At 72.6% G+C, this 19,433-nt stretch carries 12 protein-coding genes; 3 read left to right on the forward strand and 9 right to left on the reverse strand.

What is annotated here, in order from left to right:
- Positions 1-33: 33 nt before the first annotated feature.
- Positions 34-396: a VOC family protein gene (locus WME76_RS23435; RefSeq protein WP_437954511.1), complete on the reverse strand. Its 363-nt coding sequence runs from the start codon at positions 394-396 to the stop codon at positions 34-36.
- A 422-nt stretch (positions 397-818) separates the two neighbouring features.
- Positions 819-2,126 (reverse strand): DUF362 domain-containing protein, encoded by a 1,308-nt coding sequence (locus WME76_RS23440; RefSeq protein WP_434041229.1) that lies wholly within the window; start codon positions 2,124-2,126, stop codon positions 819-821.
- A 363-nt stretch (positions 2,127-2,489) separates the two neighbouring features.
- Here WME76_RS23440 and WME76_RS23445 point away from each other — a divergent pair, with 363 nt between their 5' ends.
- The 3 genes from WME76_RS23445 (at position 2,490) to WME76_RS23455 (ending at position 8,140) form a co-directional block, all read left to right on the forward strand.
- Positions 2,490-2,654, forward strand: coding sequence for a DUF1328 family protein (locus WME76_RS23445; protein ID WP_081426868.1), 165 nt, complete (start codon positions 2,490-2,492; stop codon positions 2,652-2,654).
- A 32-nt stretch (positions 2,655-2,686) separates the two neighbouring features.
- A complete protein-coding gene (locus WME76_RS23450) occupies positions 2,687-2,962 on the forward strand; it encodes a hypothetical protein (protein WP_437954512.1) in 276 nt (91 codons plus the stop codon).
- Between the two features lie 237 nt (positions 2,963-3,199).
- Positions 3,200-8,140 carry a translocation/assembly module TamB domain-containing protein gene (locus tag WME76_RS23455; protein ID WP_437954513.1) on the forward strand — a complete coding sequence of 1,647 codons (4,941 nt, stop codon included), beginning with the start codon at positions 3,200-3,202 and terminating at the stop codon, positions 8,138-8,140.
- A gap of 63 nt (positions 8,141-8,203) precedes the next feature.
- On the opposite strand, the gene WME76_RS23460 is transcribed toward WME76_RS23455, so the two are convergent.
- From WME76_RS23460 to WME76_RS23490, 7 genes are all read right to left on the reverse strand, one after another.
- Positions 8,204-8,962: a hypothetical protein gene (locus tag WME76_RS23460; protein WP_437954514.1), complete on the reverse strand. Its 759-nt coding sequence runs from the start codon at positions 8,960-8,962 to the stop codon at positions 8,204-8,206.
- A gap of 455 nt (positions 8,963-9,417) precedes the next feature.
- Positions 9,418-11,532: a hypothetical protein gene (locus WME76_RS23465; protein WP_437954515.1), complete on the reverse strand. Its 2,115-nt coding sequence runs from the start codon at positions 11,530-11,532 to the stop codon at positions 9,418-9,420.
- Between the two features lie 180 nt (positions 11,533-11,712).
- On the reverse strand, positions 11,713-13,686 hold the full coding sequence (locus WME76_RS23470) for a hypothetical protein (protein ID WP_437954516.1): 1,974 nt from the start codon (positions 13,684-13,686) through the stop codon (positions 11,713-11,715).
- A gap of 167 nt (positions 13,687-13,853) precedes the next feature.
- Positions 13,854-15,791, reverse strand: coding sequence for a hypothetical protein (locus WME76_RS23475; protein WP_437954517.1), 1,938 nt, complete (start codon positions 15,789-15,791; stop codon positions 13,854-13,856).
- A gap of 314 nt (positions 15,792-16,105) precedes the next feature.
- Positions 16,106-17,293, reverse strand: coding sequence for a hypothetical protein (locus WME76_RS23480; protein WP_437954518.1), 1,188 nt, complete (start codon positions 17,291-17,293; stop codon positions 16,106-16,108).
- An 8-nt stretch (positions 17,294-17,301) separates the two neighbouring features.
- Positions 17,302-17,985, reverse strand: a complete 684-nt coding sequence (locus WME76_RS23485; RefSeq protein ID WP_437954519.1) for an RNA polymerase sigma factor — start codon at positions 17,983-17,985, stop codon at positions 17,302-17,304.
- Positions 17,986-18,065: 80 nt separating this feature from the next.
- Positions 18,066-19,331, reverse strand: coding sequence for a hypothetical protein (locus WME76_RS23490; protein WP_437954520.1), 1,266 nt, complete (start codon positions 19,329-19,331; stop codon positions 18,066-18,068).
- Positions 19,332-19,433 lie beyond the last annotated feature (102 nt).

The raw sequence follows: 19,433 nt of genomic DNA on the forward strand, positions 1-19,433 counted from the left end.
GGCGCTCGCGGTCTACGCGTCGCCCCAGCGCTGTCAGCGACGGTGGCTGACCTCGACGAGCACGCCGCCGGGAGCGCGCGTGTAGAAGGCCGGCCCGCCGCGGACGTCCCGCAGCGGGGAGACGATGCCGGCGCTGGCCGCCGTCATCCGCTCATGGGCCTCGTGGACCGCGGCCTCGCTCTCGAGCAGGAAGCCCACGTGGAACTGGGCCGGATAGCTGGTCGGATCGTCGGCGCGCAGCCGGCTGATGACGAGCGTGAAGCCGGCCTCGTCCTGCAGGATGGCGAGGGCGTCGCGCCCCTTCTCCCGCTGGCAGCGAAAGCCGAAGAACCGCTCGAAGAACTCGCTGGTCTCCCGGACGTTGGATACGCAGAGATCGAGATGATTGAGGTGCATGTCGGGTCCTTTCAGGTGGATGAAAGGTCGGGCCCCGCCATGCGCGAGCGCTCCGGCGCCGACGTGTGCCGGCGCGCGCCCTCGCAAGATGCTGGTGATGGATGTGCTCGCCCATGGACGCCCGACCAAGGCGCAGCACAAACTGCGCCCTGCTCGTCGTGGGTCCTGGCGCTTGTGCGTCGGACAGAGCTTCCTTGCGGAAGTGACCGGGGCTCACCGAACCGGTCCGCCTTTTTCGACGTGTCGTCAATGAAAGCGCATGGTGACGGGCGCGTCAAGCAGCGCCCCCCACGGGTTCCGGCCCATGATGCGCGAAAGCCCAGCACCGGCGTCTGCCGGCGCTGGGCCCTGGGCTCCTCACAGGTCGAGGAGCGGCACCGTCCCCGCGCGCACCGCGCTCCGGAGCCGGCTCGCCGCAACGGCTACACCGCCGGCGCCCCGCTCCCGCCGGCCGCCTGCGCGCGCGCCCGCTTGCGGACCTGGATCTCCGGCGACTCCGCGACGGCCATCCCCACGAGGCGCATGCCCTCCAGGAAGTGCCTTATCCCGGTGCGCACCAGATCCGGGCTCGCCGTCCCCACGTCGGGGTACCCTCGCCCCTCGGCGTCGGGCTGCACCTTGCCCCAGTTCGCGAACAGCCGGCCCCACGGGCTCTCGAGCACGGGCGCCATCTTCTCCTTCGCGTAGCGCGGGTACCAGAACATGTCGTGGTACGTGACCGACGCCACGTAGGCCCAGGGCGCGAGCCAGGTCTTGAGCGACCACTCGACCGGCTTCTTGAGCGGACCCCAGTAGATGCGGTGCTGGTTGCGCGAGGCGAACGTCATCTCCTTGAACGGCCCGTCGAAGTTCCAGTTCTCGTTCGCCGCGTCCAGGTCGCCCACGAGCTCGATGTCGCGCACGTCGCCCGTCCCGAGGCCGAGGTCGTGCGCGAGGCGCACGAACTTGCAGTCGCGCATCGGGTCGAACCCCATCAGCTTCGCCGCCACCGCGTCGATGGCCACCTGGTCCGCCGACGCGAGCAGGACGTTCTTCACGTGCGGCACCATGCAGCGCGGCCCCGGGCCGTCGCCCGCGAAGGTGCCGTCCATCACCGCGAACACCCCGCGGTGGATCTTCTTCTGGATCATCAGGAGATCCACGAGCGTCTCGTGGATGACCGGGTGCGTCCAGTGCCGGTGCTCGTTGAGCAGGCCGCCGAAGGCGTTCTTCATCGCGCCCGTCGTCGTCGTGAAGATGTGGGTCTTCACCGTCGGCAGGTGGATGATGTTCTCGCCGATGAAGCGCTTCGGGATCGAGAACCCCTTCGGGTACACCTCGTTCAGACAGAGGAACTTCTTCCGCAGATCGCCGACCGCATCGCCGATCGGGATCCACTCCTCCCCCTCGTAGAGGTGCACGTTGCGCAGGCCATGCGCCTGCACGACGTCGACCTGCTTGTTCTCGCGCTCACCCAGGTGGGCGTCGATGACGACCGTGCGGTTGTGGCACGCGTGGATCAGGTCCTTCGAGTACCCGTCCTGCGTCATCGCCCGGATGACACCCTCCAGCTGCCAGGGCGTCGTGGATGAGCTCGGGTAGAAGAAGTGCCAGGAGATGTTCACCTTGAGCGCCGTGTCGGCGTCCTTGGCGACCACATCCTGGTAACCGGCCAGGTTCATCAGCCGGTGGTAGTCCGAGAGCACCGTCGCGGGGGACGTGCGGATGACAGCAACCTTCGATTTCGGCATGGCGAGGACCTTATAACCCGTCCGGAGTCGCCCGATCCGGGAAGTTGTGGGGCGTCCGCGTGCAGCCTTCGTGCAGCGGGACCCACGCCGCGCGGCCGCGCCCGGCGCCCGCACAGGTCCACCCTGTCACGATCGGGGCATCATGCCCCACAAAAAGGGCGCCGCTCGCGTGCCCGGACGGAAGCGGCGGCGCCGAGCTCGCCGTCTTGCGGCCGCGTCCGGCCCGGAAGGCCGCGGCGCGCGGCGGCCGCCAGCCTCTGCCACGCTTCGGCACGGGGGGTGCAATCCGGCAATCAGAACTCGCGTTGAGGTCGTCTCCACAAAGACAACGGATCGACGCCCTGAGACCCCTTGGAGGACATCATGCTCGGTTGGACTGTCACCTTCTTCATCATCGCTATCATCGCCGCCATCTTCGGTTTCGGCGGTATCGCCGCGAGCGCCGCGGGCATCGCGAAGATCCTGTTCGTGGCCTTCCTGGTGCTCGCCGTGATCTCGCTCGCGCTCGGGCGCCGCGTCCCCTCGTGACGCACGGCATGCGCAAAGGACTGGGTGAAGCCATGAGCAACGCAACTCAACCGCCGAACGGGGAGCCCTGGCGGCCCGGCGTGCCGCAGCCGATCATGAGCCCCCCCGGCGAACCGCCGGAGACCCCCGGCTCGCCCGGGCGCACGTCGCCGGACCGTGAGATCCATCTCCCGGGCACGACGGAGCAGCCCACGCCCGGAGGGGCTCCGGAGAAGCACCAACCGGAGGTGCCGGCGCCCGCGCACACGCACGAGATCCCCGATCCATCGCCGTACGAGGTCCCGCGCCACGACTTCCCGCGCGCGTGACCGCACGGAAGGCGAGCGACCGGAGCCCCGCCCCCGCGGGGCACGACGATCGACAGCGCCCGCCGTCCAGCAGACGGCGGGCGCGCTCGTGCCGTGGCCCCCGGCTTCGCGTCGGACGGCGCGACCGCCTGCCGCGCCCTCAGGGAGATCTGCAAGAGCCCATCGGGTCTCCCCGGATTTGTCGGTTGGTTGGCCTCGCGGAGCTGCGATGCTGACCTCTATCCCTAGCTGATCACCATGCCCGAAGATCCCACCCTCCCGCCCGTGTCCAGCGCAGCCGTCCCGCACCGGCAGGGCCGCTTCCGCCGGGCGCTCGCCCGCGCGGCCGCCGTGTCGGCCAGCGTGATCGGCCTGGGAGGCGTGTTCGTCGCGGCCACGGCCGTCGGCGCGGTCGTTCACCTGAACGTCGCCTCGACGCGCAACCTCACAAGGCAGCTCGTCAACGACATCCTGCGATCCAGCCTGGAGGGGCAGATCGAGATCGCGCACATCGACCGTCTCGGCCTCTTCACCGCCGACGTCTCCACGGTCACCGTGCGCCACCCCCGCGGGACGGAGCTCCTGCGCGTCAGCGGCGTCCACGCCGACTTCAACGCGCTCGCGATCGTGAAGGAGCTCCTCCTCGGCGACGGGGACCTCGCCATCACCATCCCGCTCGTCCGGGTCGGCGACGTGGACGCCCTGCTCGAGCAGGACGAGCAGGGCGCGCTCACCCTCGCGCAGGCGTTCACGCCGAAGCCGTCGGAGGAGCCGCCCGCCGAGGACGGGCGGCCGCTCCGCCTCGAGCTCTCGCGCGTCATCCTCGACCACGCCGCGGTCCACGGCACGGTCGCCCCCGAGAGCCCCATCGACGCGACCATCGAGAACCTCGCCGGCGCGATCGTCGTCGCGGACCAGAGCCGGTATGCGATCGAGCGCGTGCGCATCACCGAGCGGCGCCTCCTGCCGGTGCCGGTCGAGGCGACCAGCATCGCCGGGAACGTGAGCGTCCCCGCGGACGCGCCGATGGAGCTCACCGCGCGGGTCGAGGGGAGCGTCGGCGCGATCCCGATCACGGCCGAGGGGACGCTGAAGGACGAGCGCGTCTCGGCGCGGGTCTCGTCGGCGCGCGTGACGCCCGAGGCGGCGCTCGCGATCGACCCCAGCGTGCCGCTCGCGCGGCCGCTCTCGGTCCTTGTCACCGCCGACGGGGAGCTCTCGGATCTCTCGGTCACCGCGCGCGTCGCGGTCCTCGATCCGCTGGTCACCGACGACGCCGTGACCGGCGAGATCACCGCCCGCGCGCGCCTCGACGCGCTCGATCCGAAGCGCATCACGGCCGAGGTCCGGATCACCGAGCTCGATCCGCGCGCCTTCGTCGGGGCGGCGGCGCCGGCCGCGCGGGTGAGCGCGGAGGCGCGCGGCGACATCACCCTCGACGAGGAGGGCGGGCCGCGCATCGTCGCCGAGGCGAAGACGGAGCCGTTCCTCGTCGTGGGGCAGCGCGTGCCGGCGACCGAGGCGCGCGCGACCTTCGAGCGCGGCGCGCTGCGGGCCGACGCGACGATCCACGAGCCCGGCGCGCCCATCGAGGCGAGCGTCGCCCTCTCGAAGGAGGGCGAGATCCAGTTCGAGGCGCGGAGCGAGATCCCGTCGCTCAGCGCGGTGCAGCGCGTGCCGAGCGGCATCCACGGCAGCGCCGCGCTCCACGTCGAGGGCGCGCTCAAGAACGACGCGCTCGACGCCAGGGCGACCGTGCGCGTCGCCGGGCTCCGCGTCGGATCCGATCTGCAGCTCGGTCGCGGCGAGATCAGGGCCAAGGCCGCCGGTCCCCTCGACAAGCTCACGATCGACGGCGCGTTCCGGGGGGCGGACCTCCGCGCGCAGCAGTACGCGTTCGACAGCGTCGCCGCGAGCGCCGCGGGCCCGGTCACCGCGCCGCGCGTGCGGGTGTCGCTGGCCAGCGCGGAGCGCCGCATCGCCGCCTCCGCCGACCTCGACATCCCGGGCAGCCAGGCGCGGCGGATCCGCGTCACGGTGGCGCGCGGCGAGGACGAGATGGTCGCGCAGGCGGCCCGCGTCGCGTGGGACCGCGGGATCGCCGTCCGCGACCTCGCCCTGCGCGGCGACGGCGTGGGAGATCTCCAGGGCAGCCTGTCGCTCGTCGGGGACGAGCTCGAGGGCGAGCTCCGCGGCACGGCGATCGACCTCCAGCGCATCGCGGACGTCGCCGGCGTGCCGCTCGGGGTCGGCGGCCTCGCCAACCTCGACGTGTCGATGCGCGGCCGGGGGAAGCGCCGCGCCGGGCACGTGCTGGTCGAGCTCGAGGACGGATCGGTGCCGGGCATGGCGCCGCGCCTGTCGATGAACATGACCGCGCGCATCGAGGGCGAGGCGCTGAAGGCGGACGGCCTGGTCCGCCTGATCGCCCCGCCCGAGCCCCCGCCCGCGCAGTCCCGGGAGGCCCACCGGCAGGGCGCGACGCCCGGCAAGCCGTCGGCCACGATCGGCGACCTCGCGGAGCGCCCGAAGGCGCCGCCGCCGCCTGTGTGCCGCGGCGCGATCGCGCGCGTCCTCGTCGACGGGAGCGCGGCGAACCTGCGCGGCTCGCTCCTCTCGGAGCGCACCTGGCAGACGGTCACGGGCTCGGCGCGGATGGAAGCCGACGCGTGGCAGCTCGGGTGCCTCGCCCAGGCGTCGCCGGTGCCGGTCGCCCTGAGCGAGCTCGCGGGCCGGCTCACCGCGCGCCTCGCGGTGGTGCGCGAGGCCGGGGAGCGGCTCCCCTCGGTGCGGAGCCTCTTGATCCGCACCGAGGGCCTGCGCGCGGCCGGGCCCCTCGACGAGAAGACGGGGGTGCCGGCGTGGGTGTCGAGGAAGCTCGACGCCCGGCTCGCCGGCGACCTCGACGCGAAGACGGGCGACGCGCACGTCACGCTCTCGGTGTTCGATCACCGGCTCGTGGCGGAGCTCTCGGCCGCGTTCGACGCCGATCTCCCGGCGCTCCTCGCCGATCCGGCGGCGGCGCTCCCGCGGATGCCGATCGCGGCGCACTTCCAGGTGCCACGCCGAAAGCTCAACGATCTCGCCGAGCTGGCCGCGCTCGGGAAGCGGACCCCGGTGCTGTCCGGCGCCGCGGGGGTCGACGTGTACTTCGCGGGGACGATCGCCGAGCCCAGGCTCGTGGCCCGCGCGACGGCGGCGAACGTGGGCGGCATGGGCGGCCCCTCGCCGCTCGGCAAGCTCCGGCTCGACACGCTGCTCGTCTACGACGGGCGCGACGCCGCGCTCGACGCGTACGCGTTCCGCGGCCCGCGCACGTACATGACCGCGAAGGCGAAGCTCGGCGCGAACGCGGCCGCCCTCATGGGCGGCGCCCCGGGCGCCCCGCTCTTCAGCGAGGGCCACCTCGAGGCGAAGATCGCGGACCTGCCGCTCGCCGAGATCCCTGTCCTCGCGGACATGCAGGTCAGCGGCCAGGCGCGCGGCGAGGTCACGGTGCGCGGCCTCTTCGGGGCGGCGCCCGAGGTCGCGGCGCGCCTCCAGTTCCCGGGCCTGAAGCTCGGCCCCGACGCGCAGTACGAGACCGCCGAGGTGTCGCTGAACATCCCGCCGCCGGGCGACGGCGGGCGCACCGCGGCCGTGGCCGACGTGCGGCTCGTGGCGCGCGACGGCGGCCGCCTCGAGGCGAAGGCGGAGGCGCCCGTGACGTGGGAGGCGAACGCGATCCCGACGCTCACGGACGATCAGAACGCCGAGGTGTCGCTGTCGGTCGACCGCTTCCGCCTCGCGGCGGTGGAGCCGTTCGTTCAGGGCTCGGTGAACCGGCTCGACGGCACCCTCGACGGCGACGTGCGTCTCGGGCTCGGCGAGCACGCGGGCTTCACCGGCCAGATGCGCCTGACCAAGGGCCTCGTCCACGTGGCCACGATCGGCCAGCCGTTCGAGAACGCCTCGTTCCGCGTGACCGCGAGCCCCTCCGGCGAGCTGCGCATCGAGGACATTCGCGCCGAGGCCGGCAGCGGCCTGGTCCGCGGCGGAGCGACGCTCCAGATGCAAGGGTTCGCCTTCAAGAGCGCCCGCGCCGAGCTCGAGATCCCGAAGGGCCGGGATCTCCCGATCGCGCTGGAGGGCGTCCCGATGGGCGACGTGCGCGGCAAGGTGGTGCTCGCGGCGCAGCAGCGGGACGACCAGATCGCCGTCCGCGTCGACGTGCCCACGCTCAACCTGACGCTGCCGCCGACGATCGGGCGGAGCGTCCAGCCGCTCGACGAGAACGAGGACATCGTCACCTCGGCGCCGCTCAGCCAGGAGGAGTACGAGGCGCGGCGCGCGCCGGCCGAGCCGCCGGACGGCGCGCCGAAGCAGGACGCGGGCGGCACGCCGCTCGTCATGGAGGTCCACCTGGGCGGGATCGGCATCGAGGGCGACATGGTGCAGGCCTCGCTGGCCGGCGATCGCGCGCACCCCCTCCGCATCACGGTCGCGGGGGAGACGAAGATCGAGGGCAACGTGAACATCGTCTCGGGGAAGCTCGAGGTGATCGGCAAGGAGTTCGAGATCGAGCCGGGCGTCGTCGCGCTGCAGGGGGATCCCTCGAACCCGTACCTGAACGTGAAGGCGTTCCACGACACGCCGGAGGGGACCCGCATCTACATCGACTACGTGGGCGAGCTGAACCCGATCACCGAGGAGAAGATCACCTTCCGCTCGGAGCCACCGCGCCCGGAGAACGAGGTCATCGCGGAGCTCCTGCTCGGCAAGGAGTACGCGGAGGGGACGCTGGCGGGCGGCACGTCCACCGAGGAGCCCGGCTCCGGCGGCGGCAGCAGCGCCGCCGGCGGGGTCGCGGCCGGCGTGGGCACCGGGCTCGCGTCCGCGCAGATCAACATGATCCTCCAGAGCATCGGGCCGCTCCAGAACTTCGAGACGCAGCTCGACACGACCGACCAGGGCGCGCTGAAGACGACCGTGGGTTACCAGCTCGGGCAGCGCGTGACCGCGAGCGCGAGCTACGAGGCGGGCCCGACGGATGGGCAAGGGACGGGGACGTCGCGCAGCGGCAGCTCCGCCGGCGCCCAGGGCCGCGCCGAGGTGAGCCTCGAGTGGCGCTTCCGCCGCGACTGGTCGGTGCGGGCCGGGATGGCGACCGGCGCGCAGGCGGGGACGACCCTCGACCTGCTCTGGAAGCACCGGTACTGAGCGCCCGCCGCGCAGGGCGCGCCCTCGTCCCTCGGGACGGCGCGCCTCCTGCGCGGCGCCGGCTCAGCCCTTCACGCAGATGCCGCCGCAGTCCGCGCCGATCGGCGGGCTGCAGTCGTCGCGCGGATCGTCGACGCACACGAGCCCATCGGGGCACGGGATCGACGCGATGCCGCCGCACATCGTCGGCGCGGGCTCGGCCACCACGCAGATGCCGCCGCAGTCCGCGCCGCCGTGCCTCGGATCGCAGTCGTCGCCCGGATCGTCCACGCACTCCAGCCCCTCGGGGCACGGGAACCCAGCGATCCCGCCGCACATCGTGGGCTTCGGCTCGACGCAGATGCCGCCGCAATCCGCGCCGCCGTGCTCCGGGTCGCAGTCGTCGGTCGGGTCGTCCACGCACTCCAGCCCGTCGGGGCACGGCAGCCCCGCGAAGCCCCCGCACATCGTCGCGGTGGGCTTCGGCTCCACGCAGACGCCGATGCAGTCCGCGCCGCCGCGCTCCGGGTCGCAGTCGTCGCCCGGGTCGTCCACGCACTCCAGCCCGTCGGGGCACGGCAGCCCCGCGAAGCCCCCGCACACCTGCGGCGGCGGCTCGTCGACGCACACGCCTGGGCAGTCGGCCCCGCCGTGCTCCGGGTCGCAGTCATCGCTCGGGTCGTCCACGCACGCCAGGCCCTCTGGACAGCTCGTCCCAAGGAACCCTCCGCAGGACTCCGTTCCCTGCGGATCCTGCGTTTCACCTGTATCGCCGTCGTCCTCCTTCGCGCAGCCCACGAGTCCGATCACGATGAGCAAGAAAGCCAGTCCCTTGTGGCGCATCAGAACCTCCGCGTTGTGCCTGTCCGAACCCCGCTGCGGCCTCCAGACGATGACCGCGCGACAACCCTGGCGTGCGGGCGCCGCCGCGGAGAACGCCCCCGGCGACCGCCAGACCGCCAGCAGGAATGCTGTGGTCTGCGCTCGCCCGCAGAGCGTCCTCCGGGACGGCTTCCCATCCTGGCGTCCGCTTCAAGCAGCTTCGGTGCCACTTCAAGCAGCTTCGGTGCCACTGGAACGCGCCGCATTTCGCGCGGAGATTCACCCTCTCCGAGGCGCTCACCGCGCGATCGAGATGTCTCGCTGTGTCTCAGTAGTGTCTCATCTGTGCCAACGGCCTGGCCACAGGGTGAGCCGGCCCCCCCGGGCGGAGGTCCTCTCCCCTTGTGCGACGGGGCGGCGCGTGCGCTCCGCGCGCCGCCCGCGCACGAGGTCGCGACGATCGACCGCCGCCTGCGTCAGAGCGCCGCGTCGAGCCGGTCGAGCACCGCCCTCATGACCGGCAGGTAGCCGTAGTCAGGCGAGGAGGTGTCCGCCGTCTGCGCCGGGCAGATCGAGCCCGCGACCCCTTGAGCCCCGAGGCTCTGGAGGAGCTGCAGCTCGCGGAGGCCCGGGTACGCCTTGGCCTTGACCTGCGTCGTCGTGCGCGGGAGGGGCTCCGCCGGGTCGTTCGTGCCCTCGGGCATGCACAGCGGGCTGTCGATGGTGACGCCCGGTATCGCCCTGCAATCGCAGCTCTGGGCAGCTCCCTCGCAGGAGCGCTCCTCGACATCGAAGATGCAGGCGTACTGGAGGTCTCCCGCGCTCCCCGGCGAGACCGTGTACTCGCGGCCGTTGATCGCGTTCCACCCCGTCTGGTGTGGCTGGACGATTCCATCCCCGGTGATCGGGTTCGCGCCCGAGCGGGGCGCTCGCGACTCGATCATGAACGGGTCCGCGGGCGCGACGTGGTTCGCCGGATCGCCGAGGACGATCTCCCAGGTGCTGTCGAAGCCGCCGTCGACCGGGGCGCCGAGCTCGCCGGCGTCCTTGAGGCCGCCGACCGGGTTGCCTTCCGCGTCGAGGCCGTCCGCGAGATCGGGGACCCCGCTCGCGTTCTGGCGCGCGAGGTCCTGCCACGGCACCCCGACGATCCCCGTGAACACGATGTGCTGCGGCCCGCGAGTTCGCGTGTTGCCGTCCTCGGGAGCCAGATCCGAGAAGATCGGGTTCGGCACGAGGTCTCCGTTCCGCGCCGGCACGGTGGGCGACGTGAGCGCGTTGGTGTACCGCTGGATCGGGTAGAGGAAGTCGTACCCGAAGCGGCGCTTCTGGTCCCAGCACCGCAGGTTCACCGGGTCTTCCGCCGCAGAGAGCCTGGCGGGATTGCCGTCCGGGCCCGTGCAGGTCGGGTCCGCGGGGCAGCCGTCCTGATTCTGCGCGCAGGACCTGCAGCACGGGTCGTTCGGGTTGGTGGCGCACTCGCTCCGCGGCCGCCACAACCTGAAGCCATTCCTCGTCTCGGCGACGAGGTAGTTCCTGCCTTCGTCTCTGATCGAGCAGTCGTTCTCGTCGGACAGCATCACGATGACCAGGAGCGAGTCCGACCGGAGGAATTCCTTCCGTTGCTGCAGAACCGTGACGTCGATCCCGACGGGCACGGCGGAGTCGTCATCCAGGGTGATCGTCTGGTACGGCTCCGGATCGACGAGGAACCGGTAGAAGCTCTCCAGCGGCGCCTCGAAGCCGCACCCCGCCTGCCCGACCCCTTGAATGATGTTGCCGAGCTTGCCGGCGAGCGCGGCCGGGTCGGAGTCTCCCGCGGGGGTGCGGCTCCCGGCCGCGTCCCACACGAGAAAGCCCTTGTCCAGGTAGGTGGGGAGGTCGTTCCCCACCACCCCCGGATCGGAGCGCGCGAGGAGGTGGGCCATGTCGACGTTGGAAGCGGACGTCGTCGGAGCGCAGGCGCCCGACCCGTGGCCGCCGAGGCTGGTGCTGATCACGCCGATGTGCATGTCGTTCACGGGCGGGCGCGCGCGCGAGGTGCCTTCCGGGCATGGCTCGATCCCGCTCGCGGGCTGCTCCGTCTCCGCCACCGGGTGGCCGGCGCCGTCCACGCAGCGCGGGTTGGTGATGTCGAACACGAGGTCGGCGGCCGCCGACCGCAAGATCTGCTGCTTGTCCGCCATCGTTCCAGAGTTGTCGACCACGAAGAGGAGATCGACCTTGTCCGGCGTGAACTGCGGCGGATCCCAGCCGCCGCCGCCCTCACCGCCGAGGCCGCCACTGCCGCCCTCACCGCCGAAGCCGCCGCCGCCGCCCTCACCGCCGAAGCCGCCGCCGCCCTCGCCGCCGAAGACGCCGCTCCCGACGCTGACGACGCTGCCGACGCTGGTGCTGCTGCCGCCGAAGACGCCGCTGCCGACGCTGGTGACGCTGCCGCCGCTGCCGACGCTGGTGCTGCTGCCGGCGACCGAGCTCGAGACGGTGGTGGCGTCGAGTCCGTCGAGCGAGACCTCGAGCTGACATCCGGCGACCGAGGCGGCGCTCAGGACGAGAAAGGGCAACAGGGTTCGTGACATCTTCAATGACATGGTTCCTCCTTGTGCGGGGCCCGGAGGCGCCGCCGAAGACCGATCGTGACAGGACATGAAGGGACGCACGGGCGGCTTCCCATTTCAAAAAGAGAGCTTGTTGGTTTGACGAGGTTCCGGAGGACCGGCGCGACGGCGTGAGGCCTCGCTGCGACGGCCGGTCCCCGTGATCGCAGGGGGTCAGAGCGCCGAGGAGAGCCGGTCGAGCACCGCGGTCATGACCGGCCGATAGCCGTAGTCGGGCGACGAGGTTTCCGAGATCTGCGCCGGGCAGATGGATCCCGCGACGCCCTGCTCCCCGAGGCTCCGGAGGAGCTGCAGCTCACGGAGGCCCGGGTACGCCTTGGCCCGCTGCTGTATCGAATCCCGGTCGCCGGGATCGCCGAGGTCGTTCGTGCCTTCCGGCTTGCACAGCGGGCTGTCGTTCACCCCGGTCACGCTCTCGCGGCAGTCGCAGCTCTGGCTGCTCCCCTCGCAGGAGCGCTCGTTGAGGAGGTCGAACATGCAGGCGTACTGGAGGTCTCCCGTGCTCCCCGGCGAGACCGTGTACTCGCGACCGTTGATCGCGTTCCACCCCGTGGCGTCCGGGTGGACGAGCTGATCGCCGGTGATCGGGTTCACACCCGCGCGGGGCGCCCTCGACTCGATCATGAACGGATCCGCGGGCGCGACGTGGTTCGCCGGATCGCCGAGGACGATCTCCCAGGTGCTGCTGAAGCCGCCGTCGACCGGGGCGCCGAGCTCGCCGGCGTCCTTGAGCCCGCCGGCCGGGTTGCCTTCCGCGTCGAGGCCGCCCAGGAGATCGGGGACGCCGTTCGCGTTCCGGCGCGCGAGGTCCTGCCACGGCACCCCGACGATCCCCGTGAACACGACGTGCTGCGGCCCGCGGGTCCGCGTGTTGTCGTCCTCGGGATCCAGATCCGAGAAGATCGGGTTCGGCACGAGGTCTCCGTTCCGCGCCGGCACGGTGGGCGACGTGAGCGCCTCGGTGTACCGCTCGATCGGGTAGAGGAAGTCGAACCCGAAGCGGCGCTTCTGGTCCCAGCACCGCAGGTTCACCGGATCTTCCTCCGCGGTGAGCCTGACAGCATTGCCGTCCGGGCCCGTGCAGGTCGGGTCCGCGGGGCAGCCGCTCTGATCCTGGGAGCAGGATCTGCAGCACGGGTCGTTCGGGTTGGTCGCGCACTCGCTCCGCGGCCGCCACATCCTGAAGTTGTTCCTCGTCTCGGCGACGAAGTAGTTCCTGCCTCCGTCCTTGATCGAGCAGTCGTTCTCGTCGGACAGCATCACGATGAGCAGGAGCGAGTCCGGCCGGAGGAAGCCCTTGCGCTGCTCCAGCACCGTGTGGTCGATCCCTGCCGGCACCGCGGTCTCGGTCTCGATGGCCATCGTCTGGTACGGCTCGGGATCGACGAGGAACCGGTAGAAGCTCTCCAGCGGCGCCTCGAAGCCGCACCCCGCCTCTCCGACCCCCCGCACCAGGTTATCGAGCTTGGTGGTGAGCGTGATCGGGTCGGAGTCCCCTACGGGGTCATGGCTCCCCTTCGCGTCCCACACGAGGAATCCCCTGTCCTGGTAGGTCGGCAGATCGTTCGTCGTCACGCTCGGATCGGAGCGGGCGAGGAGGTGAGCCATGTCGGCGTTGGAGGGGGAAATGCTCCTCGAGCACGCGCTCGCCCCGTGGCCGCCGAGGCTGCTGCTGATGACGCCGATGTGCATGTCGTACACGGGGGTATGCACGCGCGCTGAGCCTTCCGGGCATGCGCTCAGCCCGCTCCCGGGTCGACCGCGCACCGAGCCGTCCGGCTCCACGCAGGGTGGGTTGGTGATGCCGGAGACGAAGTCGCCGAGGGCGAGGCGCAGGAGCTCTTGCTTGTCTGCCATCGAGCCGGAGTTGTCGACCACGAACAGGACATCGACCTTGTCCGGCGTGAACTCCGGGGGATCCCAGCCCCCTGCGCCCGTGGTGGTGCTGACGCTGGTGCTGGAGACGGGGCTGTCGAGGCCGCCCGTCCCGCCGCTGCCCCCGCCTTCGCCCCCGACGCCCGAGCTCGCGTCTGCCCCGCCGAGCGACAGATCCACCTGACATGCTGCGAGCGCGATGGCGCCCAGGACGAGGCAGGGCGGCAGGCTTCGCGAGAGCTTCGATGACATGATGCCTCCTTGAGCGGAGCCGGGAGGCGCCGCGGAAGATTCGCTGTGGCAGAGCGTGAAGGGAGGCACGCGCGGCTTTCCATTTCAAAAAATCATCTTCGTTCGACGGAGGTCCGGAGGACCGGCGCTCCGCCATGCGGCCGGGCGGCATCGTCCGGTCGCCGTGGTCAGAGCGCGGAGGAGAGCCGGTCGAGCACCGCGTTCATGATCGGCCGGTAGCCGTAGTCGGGCGACGAGGCGTCCGAGAGCTGCGCCGGGCAGATGGATCCAGCGACGCCCTGCTCCCCGAGGCGCTGGAGGAGCTGCAGCTCGCGGAGGCCCGGGTACGCCTTGGCCCGCTGCTGTATCGTCTCCCGGTCGCCGGGATCTTCCAGGCCGTTGGTGCCTTCCGGCTTGCACAGCGGGCTGTCGTTCACGTTGGTCCCGATCTCGCGGCAGTCGCAGCTCTGGGAGTTCTCAACGCAGGAGCGCTCGGTGAGGAGGTTGAAGATGCAGGCGTACTGGAGGTCTCCCGTGCTCCCCGGCGGGATCGTGTATTCCCGGCCGTTGATCGCGTTCCACCCCGTGGCGTCCGGATGGACGAGCTGATCGAGGGTGATCGGGTTTGCGCCCGAGCGGGGCGTCTGCGACTCGATCATGAACGGGTCCGCGGGCGGCACGTGGTTCGCCGGATCGCCGAGGACGATCTGCCAGGTGCTGCTGAAGCCGCCGGGCACCGGGGCGTCGAGCTCGGCGGCGTCCTTGAGCCCGCCGACCGGGTTGCCTTCCGCGTCGAGGCCGTCCACGAGATCGGGGATCCCGTCCGCGTTCTGGCGCGCGAGGTCCTGCCACGGCACCCCGACGATGCCTGTGAAGACGATGTGCTGTGGCCCGCGGGTCCGCGTGTTGCCGTCCTCGGGGTCCAGATCCGCGAAGATCGGGTTCGGCACGAGGTCTCCGTTCCGCGCCGGCACGGTGGGCGACGTGAGCGCCTCGATATAGCGCTCGATCGGATAGAGGAAATCGAATCCGAAGCGGCGCTTGTGGTCCCAGCACCGCAGGTTCACCGGGTCTTCCGCCGCGGAGAGCCTGGCGGCGAAACCATCAGCGCCGGTGCAGGTCGGGTCCTCAGGGCAGCCGGTCTGTTCCTGGGAGCAGGACCTGCAGCACGGGTCGTTCGGGTTGGTGGCGCACTCGCTTCGCGGCCGCCACAGCCTGAAGCCGTTCCTCGTCTCGGCGACGAGGTAATCCCTGCCTCCGTCCTTGATCGAGCAGTCGTTCTCGTCGGACAGCATCACGATGAGCAGGAGCGAGTCCGGCCGGAGGAAGTCCTTCCGTTGCTGCAGGACCGTTTCGTCTATCCCTGTGGGTACGGCGGCATCCCCCTGGATCTCGATTGTGCCATACGGCTCGGGGTCGACGAGGAAGCGGTAAAAGCTCTCCAGCGGCGCCTCGAAGCCGCACCCCGCCTGCCCGACCCCTTCCACGATCGCGCCGAGCTTGGTGGCGAGCTCGACCGGATCGGAGTCTCCTGCGGGGCCGTGATTCCCGGCCGCGTCCCACACGAGAAAGCCTCTGTCCAGGTAGGTTGGCAGATCGTTCTCCGCCGACTGCGGATCCGAGCGCGCGAGGAGGTGGGCCCTGTCGTCGTTGGAAACGGACGTCTGCTGAGGGCAGGCGCCCGACCCATGGCCGCCGAGGCTGCTGCTGATCACGCCGATGTGCATGTCGTTCACGGGGGTGCGCGCGCGCGACGTGCCTGTCGGGCACGGGCTCAACCCGCTCCCGGGCTGCGTGCTCGCTGGACGTCCGCTCGGCTCGAGGCAAGGCGGGTTGGTCATGCCGCTGACGACATCGGCGAGCGCCAGGCGCAGCACTTCTTGCTTGTCCGTCATCGACCCGGAGTTGTCGACCACGAACAGCAGATCGACCTTATCCGGCGTGAACTGCGGCGCGTCCCAGCCTCCCGTGCCCGTGCCCGTGCCCGTGGTGGTGCCGCTGCTTCCGCCGCCCGCGCTCGAGCTGGCGTCTACCTCGCCGAGCGACACCTCCACCTGACATCCTGCGACCACGATGGCGCCCAGGACGACGCAGGACGACAAGGATCGTGAGAGTTTCGGCATCATGGCTTCTCCTTGAGCGGCGCCAAGCGGCCCCGCCGAGCACCGGCACTGACGAGCATGAAGGGGCGCTCACCCCGCCCCCCATTTCAAAAAAGCACCTCCACCCAACAAATCCGTGCCCCCCGAGTCGACACAACGCCCTCTCTCTCTCTCTCCCGCTCCCCCCCTTCCCGGATCCTCCTCTGCGGCCTCAGAGCGGGGCGCTCCCGCACAGGAGACGGGCCCAGATCGGCGTTTTCGGCGCGGAGGCGTACTCCAGTACGCCGAGCACCGAAAACGCCGAGATGGGCCCGTATCCGAAGCGGGAGCGCCCCGCTCTAGCGGGTGAAGGCTTGGAGGCGAGAGACGTGGGGGCTCGAGGGGTAGGCGAGGAGGAATGCCGATGCGCGCTGCGCGGCTGCGGCGCGCTGGCCGCTGTCCCAGAGCGCCTCGATGGTGAGCGCCTCGCGTTCCTGGGCGAGCGCGCCGCCAGGGAAGCGGAGCCGCGCTTGCTCGACGATCACCAGCGCTCCCGCGGCGTCGCCGCGCCGGAGCGCCGCGCGCGCGTCGCCGAGGAGCGTCAGCTCCTCGCGCAGCCGGCTCTCCCGCAGCGCCGCCGGGGTGGACGCGCCGTCCGCGCCGGGGGCGGCGTCTGCCGCGTCCGGCGCGGGTGCGGCCCCGGTGCCATCTGCCTCGGTTGCGGGCGCCTGGCGCGCGGCGGGCTCGGGCCGCGGCGCTGCCAGCTTCGGAGGCGCCGCGGCCGCGCGGGGCGCGGTCGGGATGGCGGCCGGCGCGGGCGCCTCGGCGCGCGCGAGCGGCGCGACCCGCGCAGGCGTCTCGGCTGGCGCCGCCGCCTCGGCCGGCGCCGCCGCCTCGGCCGGCGCCGCCGTCTCGGCCGGCGCCGCCGTCTCGGCCTCCGCCTCGGCGGGCGCCGCAGGCGTCCGGCTCGCCGGCAGCGCCACCGGCGCGGCAGCCGGCGGCGCGACGGCCGGCGCGGCCTCGACGACCTGCGCCCGCGGCGCGACGGCCGTCGGGACCACGACCGCATAGCCTGCGAGGAACAGGCCCCCGCAGGCGGCGCCGAGCAGCATCGACTTCACGATGCCCGCGGTGCCCGCCACGGCCGCCGCGCCGGCGGCGCCCGCCGCGCCGGCAGCGCCGGCGAGACCGCCGCCGCCCGCGGCCGCAGCCGCCACCTTGCCCGCCGCCGACGCGGCGACCGCGACCTTGGCCGCAGGCGCGGCGACCGCGACCTTGCCCGCCGACGCGGCGGCGGCGGCCTGGCCCGCGCCGCCTGTGCCCAGGCTGCCCGCGCTCGCCGCGCTGCCCGCCTGGGCCGAGAGCGCCCCTCCCCCGGCGCCCTGAGCCCCGCCGAGCGTGGCGGCCCCGGCGGCGAGGCCGAGCTGCGCGGCCATCGCGGCCCACACCCGCTCTTGCTCTCCGTCGGGCGGGTCCATCGGCGGCGCCGCGCGGAGGAGCTCGCGCTCCACCTCGAGCGCGCTCCCGTCGGCGTCGATCCAGCGCATCGGATCGCTCATCGCTCCCCTCCCGCGTGCTTCCAGACGGGTTGCCGCTCGACCCCCGGCAAGGGCAGAACGTTCGACGCCGGCCCCCGCGCGGCCGGCGCGCGCTCCGCGGCCGAGATCCCGGCGTCGACGGCCGCTGCCTTCAGTACGGGCTGCGACTTCGTGACCGTCGGCCCGCCCACGCGGAACTGGTCGCGCGCGTTCAGGCGCGCCACCGCGCGGCGGAACGCGTCGCGCGCGAGGCGGAGGCGCGAGTAGACCGTCCCCAGCGGGACGTCGAGCAGCTCCGCGACCTCCTCGCCGCCCATGCCGTCGAGCTCGAACAGCGTGAACACGGCGCGCTGCTCGAGGGGCAGCTCGTCGAGGATCGCCTCGAGCAGCTCGATCGCCTGCCGTCGCTCCGCCTGCGCGCCGACGTCGGCGCGGTCGTCGGCGCAGTCGAGCAGCGGCTCGTCGTCGTGGGCGCGCCGTCTCATGTGCGCGAGCTTGCGCCGGTCGCGGGCGACGTGAAAGCAGATGCTGTACAGCCAGGTCGTGATCTTTGACCGACCCTCGAACTCGGGAAGCCGGCGGTGGACGACCAGGAACACGTCCTGGACCGCATCGGCGGCGTCGCTCTCGGGCACGCCGAGCCGGCGCAGCGAACGCCACACGAACCGAAAATGCTGCGCATAGACCTCTCCGAAGGTCATCGTGGCCTGCCGCTTCTCGTCATGCTCGCCCCCTCAGTGGAAGGTCGCCTGGTTCGCCATCAGGGAATCGACACGTCGGATCAGAAAATCGACACGCGGGCCCCCAGCCCCACGAGCAACCCCACCGGGGAGGGGTCGAGCACGGCGTCCGTCGTGACAGGCGCGCCGGCGTCGCTGCCCGCGCGGCGGTCGACCGTGAAGCGCGCCCGCGCGATCGGCGCGAGGAGCGTCGCGCGCGCGGACCAGCCCAGCGCGCGGGTGCCGAAGAGCGGCCCCTCGGCGATGGCCGAGCCGCCCACGGCGAACCAGAGCGCGGAGTCCTCGCGGTTCGGGCTGAACCCCCTGCCCGCGCCGTGGACGGCGCCGAGCATCGACGCCGCGCAGGCCGAGAGCCGGACCTCGTCGAGCTCGCCGGCGATCGTGGCGCAGCCGCGCGCCGTCGCCGCGACGAGCCCGATGGCGGCGACGCCCGGCTCGATGTCGATGTCCTGGCGCGGCAGCCACACAGCGCCGAGCCCGGCCGACCACGCGCGGCGCCGCAGCGAGACGCCGCCCGTGGCGGCCGCCCGGAACGGGTCGAGCATGCCCACCGTCCCCGCGGCGCCGAGCTCCGCCGAGACGTCCCAGGACGGCGGCTGACGCGCAGGGGGCGGCGGCGCGGGCCTGCGCGCGGGCACGACCGGCGCGGGCGCGGCAGGGGGCGGCGCGGGCGCGACCGGGGGGGGCGGCGCGGGCGCTGGCTCGCTGTCGAGCAGGATGGCGATGGTCAGGGCCAGCGCCTCGACGAGCTCGCCGCAGGTCGCCCCCGCCTCGGACGAGAGCTGCCGGGCGCGGCCTCCGGCCTGGAGGACGGCGGTGTAGGTGGTCTCGGTCCGGAGAAAGTGGACCTCGTACTCGGGCACATCGCCGGCGCCCGGAGCAGCGGCCCCGGCGGTCGACGGGGCATCCCCGGCGAGCGACGGCGCGGGGGTGGCGGCCGCCGGGAGGCCGCCCGCAGCCGCCGGGGCGCCGCCCGCAGCCGCCGGGGCGCTGCCCGCCACCGCCGGGGCGCTGCCCGCCACCGCCGGGGCGCTGCCCGCAGCCGCCGGGGCGCTGCCCGCGGCCGCGGGGGCGCCGTCCGCCGCCGCCGGGGCGCTGACCGGGTCGAGGGCGGGCTGCTTCATCACGCGCTCGACCGCCGCGGCCAGCGACGGCGCATCGGGGCAGTCAGCCGCCGACGGCGCCCGGTGAACGGCGAGCCGCGGGCGCTGCGGGGCCGCCCAGGCGACGCGCAGCGAGCCGAGGGAAAGGACGCACAGGGAGAGGACGCAGAGCGCGCCCCGGAGCGAGGAACGAGGGCAGGTCACGGGGAGGCCTCCCAATTATCGCAAGGAGCGGGGCAAGCGAAGTTAGGACGCGCGGATGCCGGCCAGCTTGGGCCGGCGCGCGGCGATCGCGGGGCCGGCGCG

Origin of the sequence: Sorangium sp. So ce119 (assembly GCF_051524405.1) — a bacterium.
In the GTDB taxonomy this organism is placed as follows: Bacteria; Myxococcota_A; Polyangia; order Polyangiales; family Polyangiaceae; genus Sorangium; species Sorangium cellulosum_G.

Coding starts and splice junctions, on each gene's coding strand:
- WME76_RS23480 (WP_437954518.1), bottom strand. CDS start 17,293: ATGCGCTGGATCGACGCCGACGGGAGCGCGCTCGAGGTGGAGCGCGAG.
- WME76_RS23465 (WP_437954515.1), bottom strand. CDS start 11,532: ATGTCATTGAAGATGTCACGAACCCTGTTGCCCTTTCTCGTCCTGAGC.
- WME76_RS23445 (WP_081426868.1), top strand. CDS start 2,490: ATGCTCGGTTGGACTGTCACCTTCTTCATCATCGCTATCATCGCCGCC.
- WME76_RS23440 (WP_434041229.1), bottom strand. CDS start 2,126: ATGCCGAAATCGAAGGTTGCTGTCATCCGCACGTCCCCCGCGACGGTG.
- WME76_RS23460 (WP_437954514.1), bottom strand. CDS start 8,962: ATGCGCCACAAGGGACTGGCTTTCTTGCTCATCGTGATCGGACTCGTG.
- WME76_RS23475 (WP_437954517.1), bottom strand. CDS start 15,791: ATGATGCCGAAACTCTCACGATCCTTGTCGTCCTGCGTCGTCCTGGGC.
- WME76_RS23435 (WP_437954511.1), bottom strand. CDS start 396: ATGCACCTCAATCATCTCGATCTCTGCGTATCCAACGTCCGGGAGACC.
- WME76_RS23470 (WP_437954516.1), bottom strand. CDS start 13,686: ATGTCATCGAAGCTCTCGCGAAGCCTGCCGCCCTGCCTCGTCCTGGGC.
- WME76_RS23485 (WP_437954519.1), bottom strand. CDS start 17,985: ATGACCTTCGGAGAGGTCTATGCGCAGCATTTTCGGTTCGTGTGGCGT.
- WME76_RS23455 (WP_437954513.1), top strand. CDS start 3,200: ATGCCCGAAGATCCCACCCTCCCGCCCGTGTCCAGCGCAGCCGTCCCG.
- WME76_RS23450 (WP_437954512.1), top strand. CDS start 2,687: ATGAGCAACGCAACTCAACCGCCGAACGGGGAGCCCTGGCGGCCCGGC.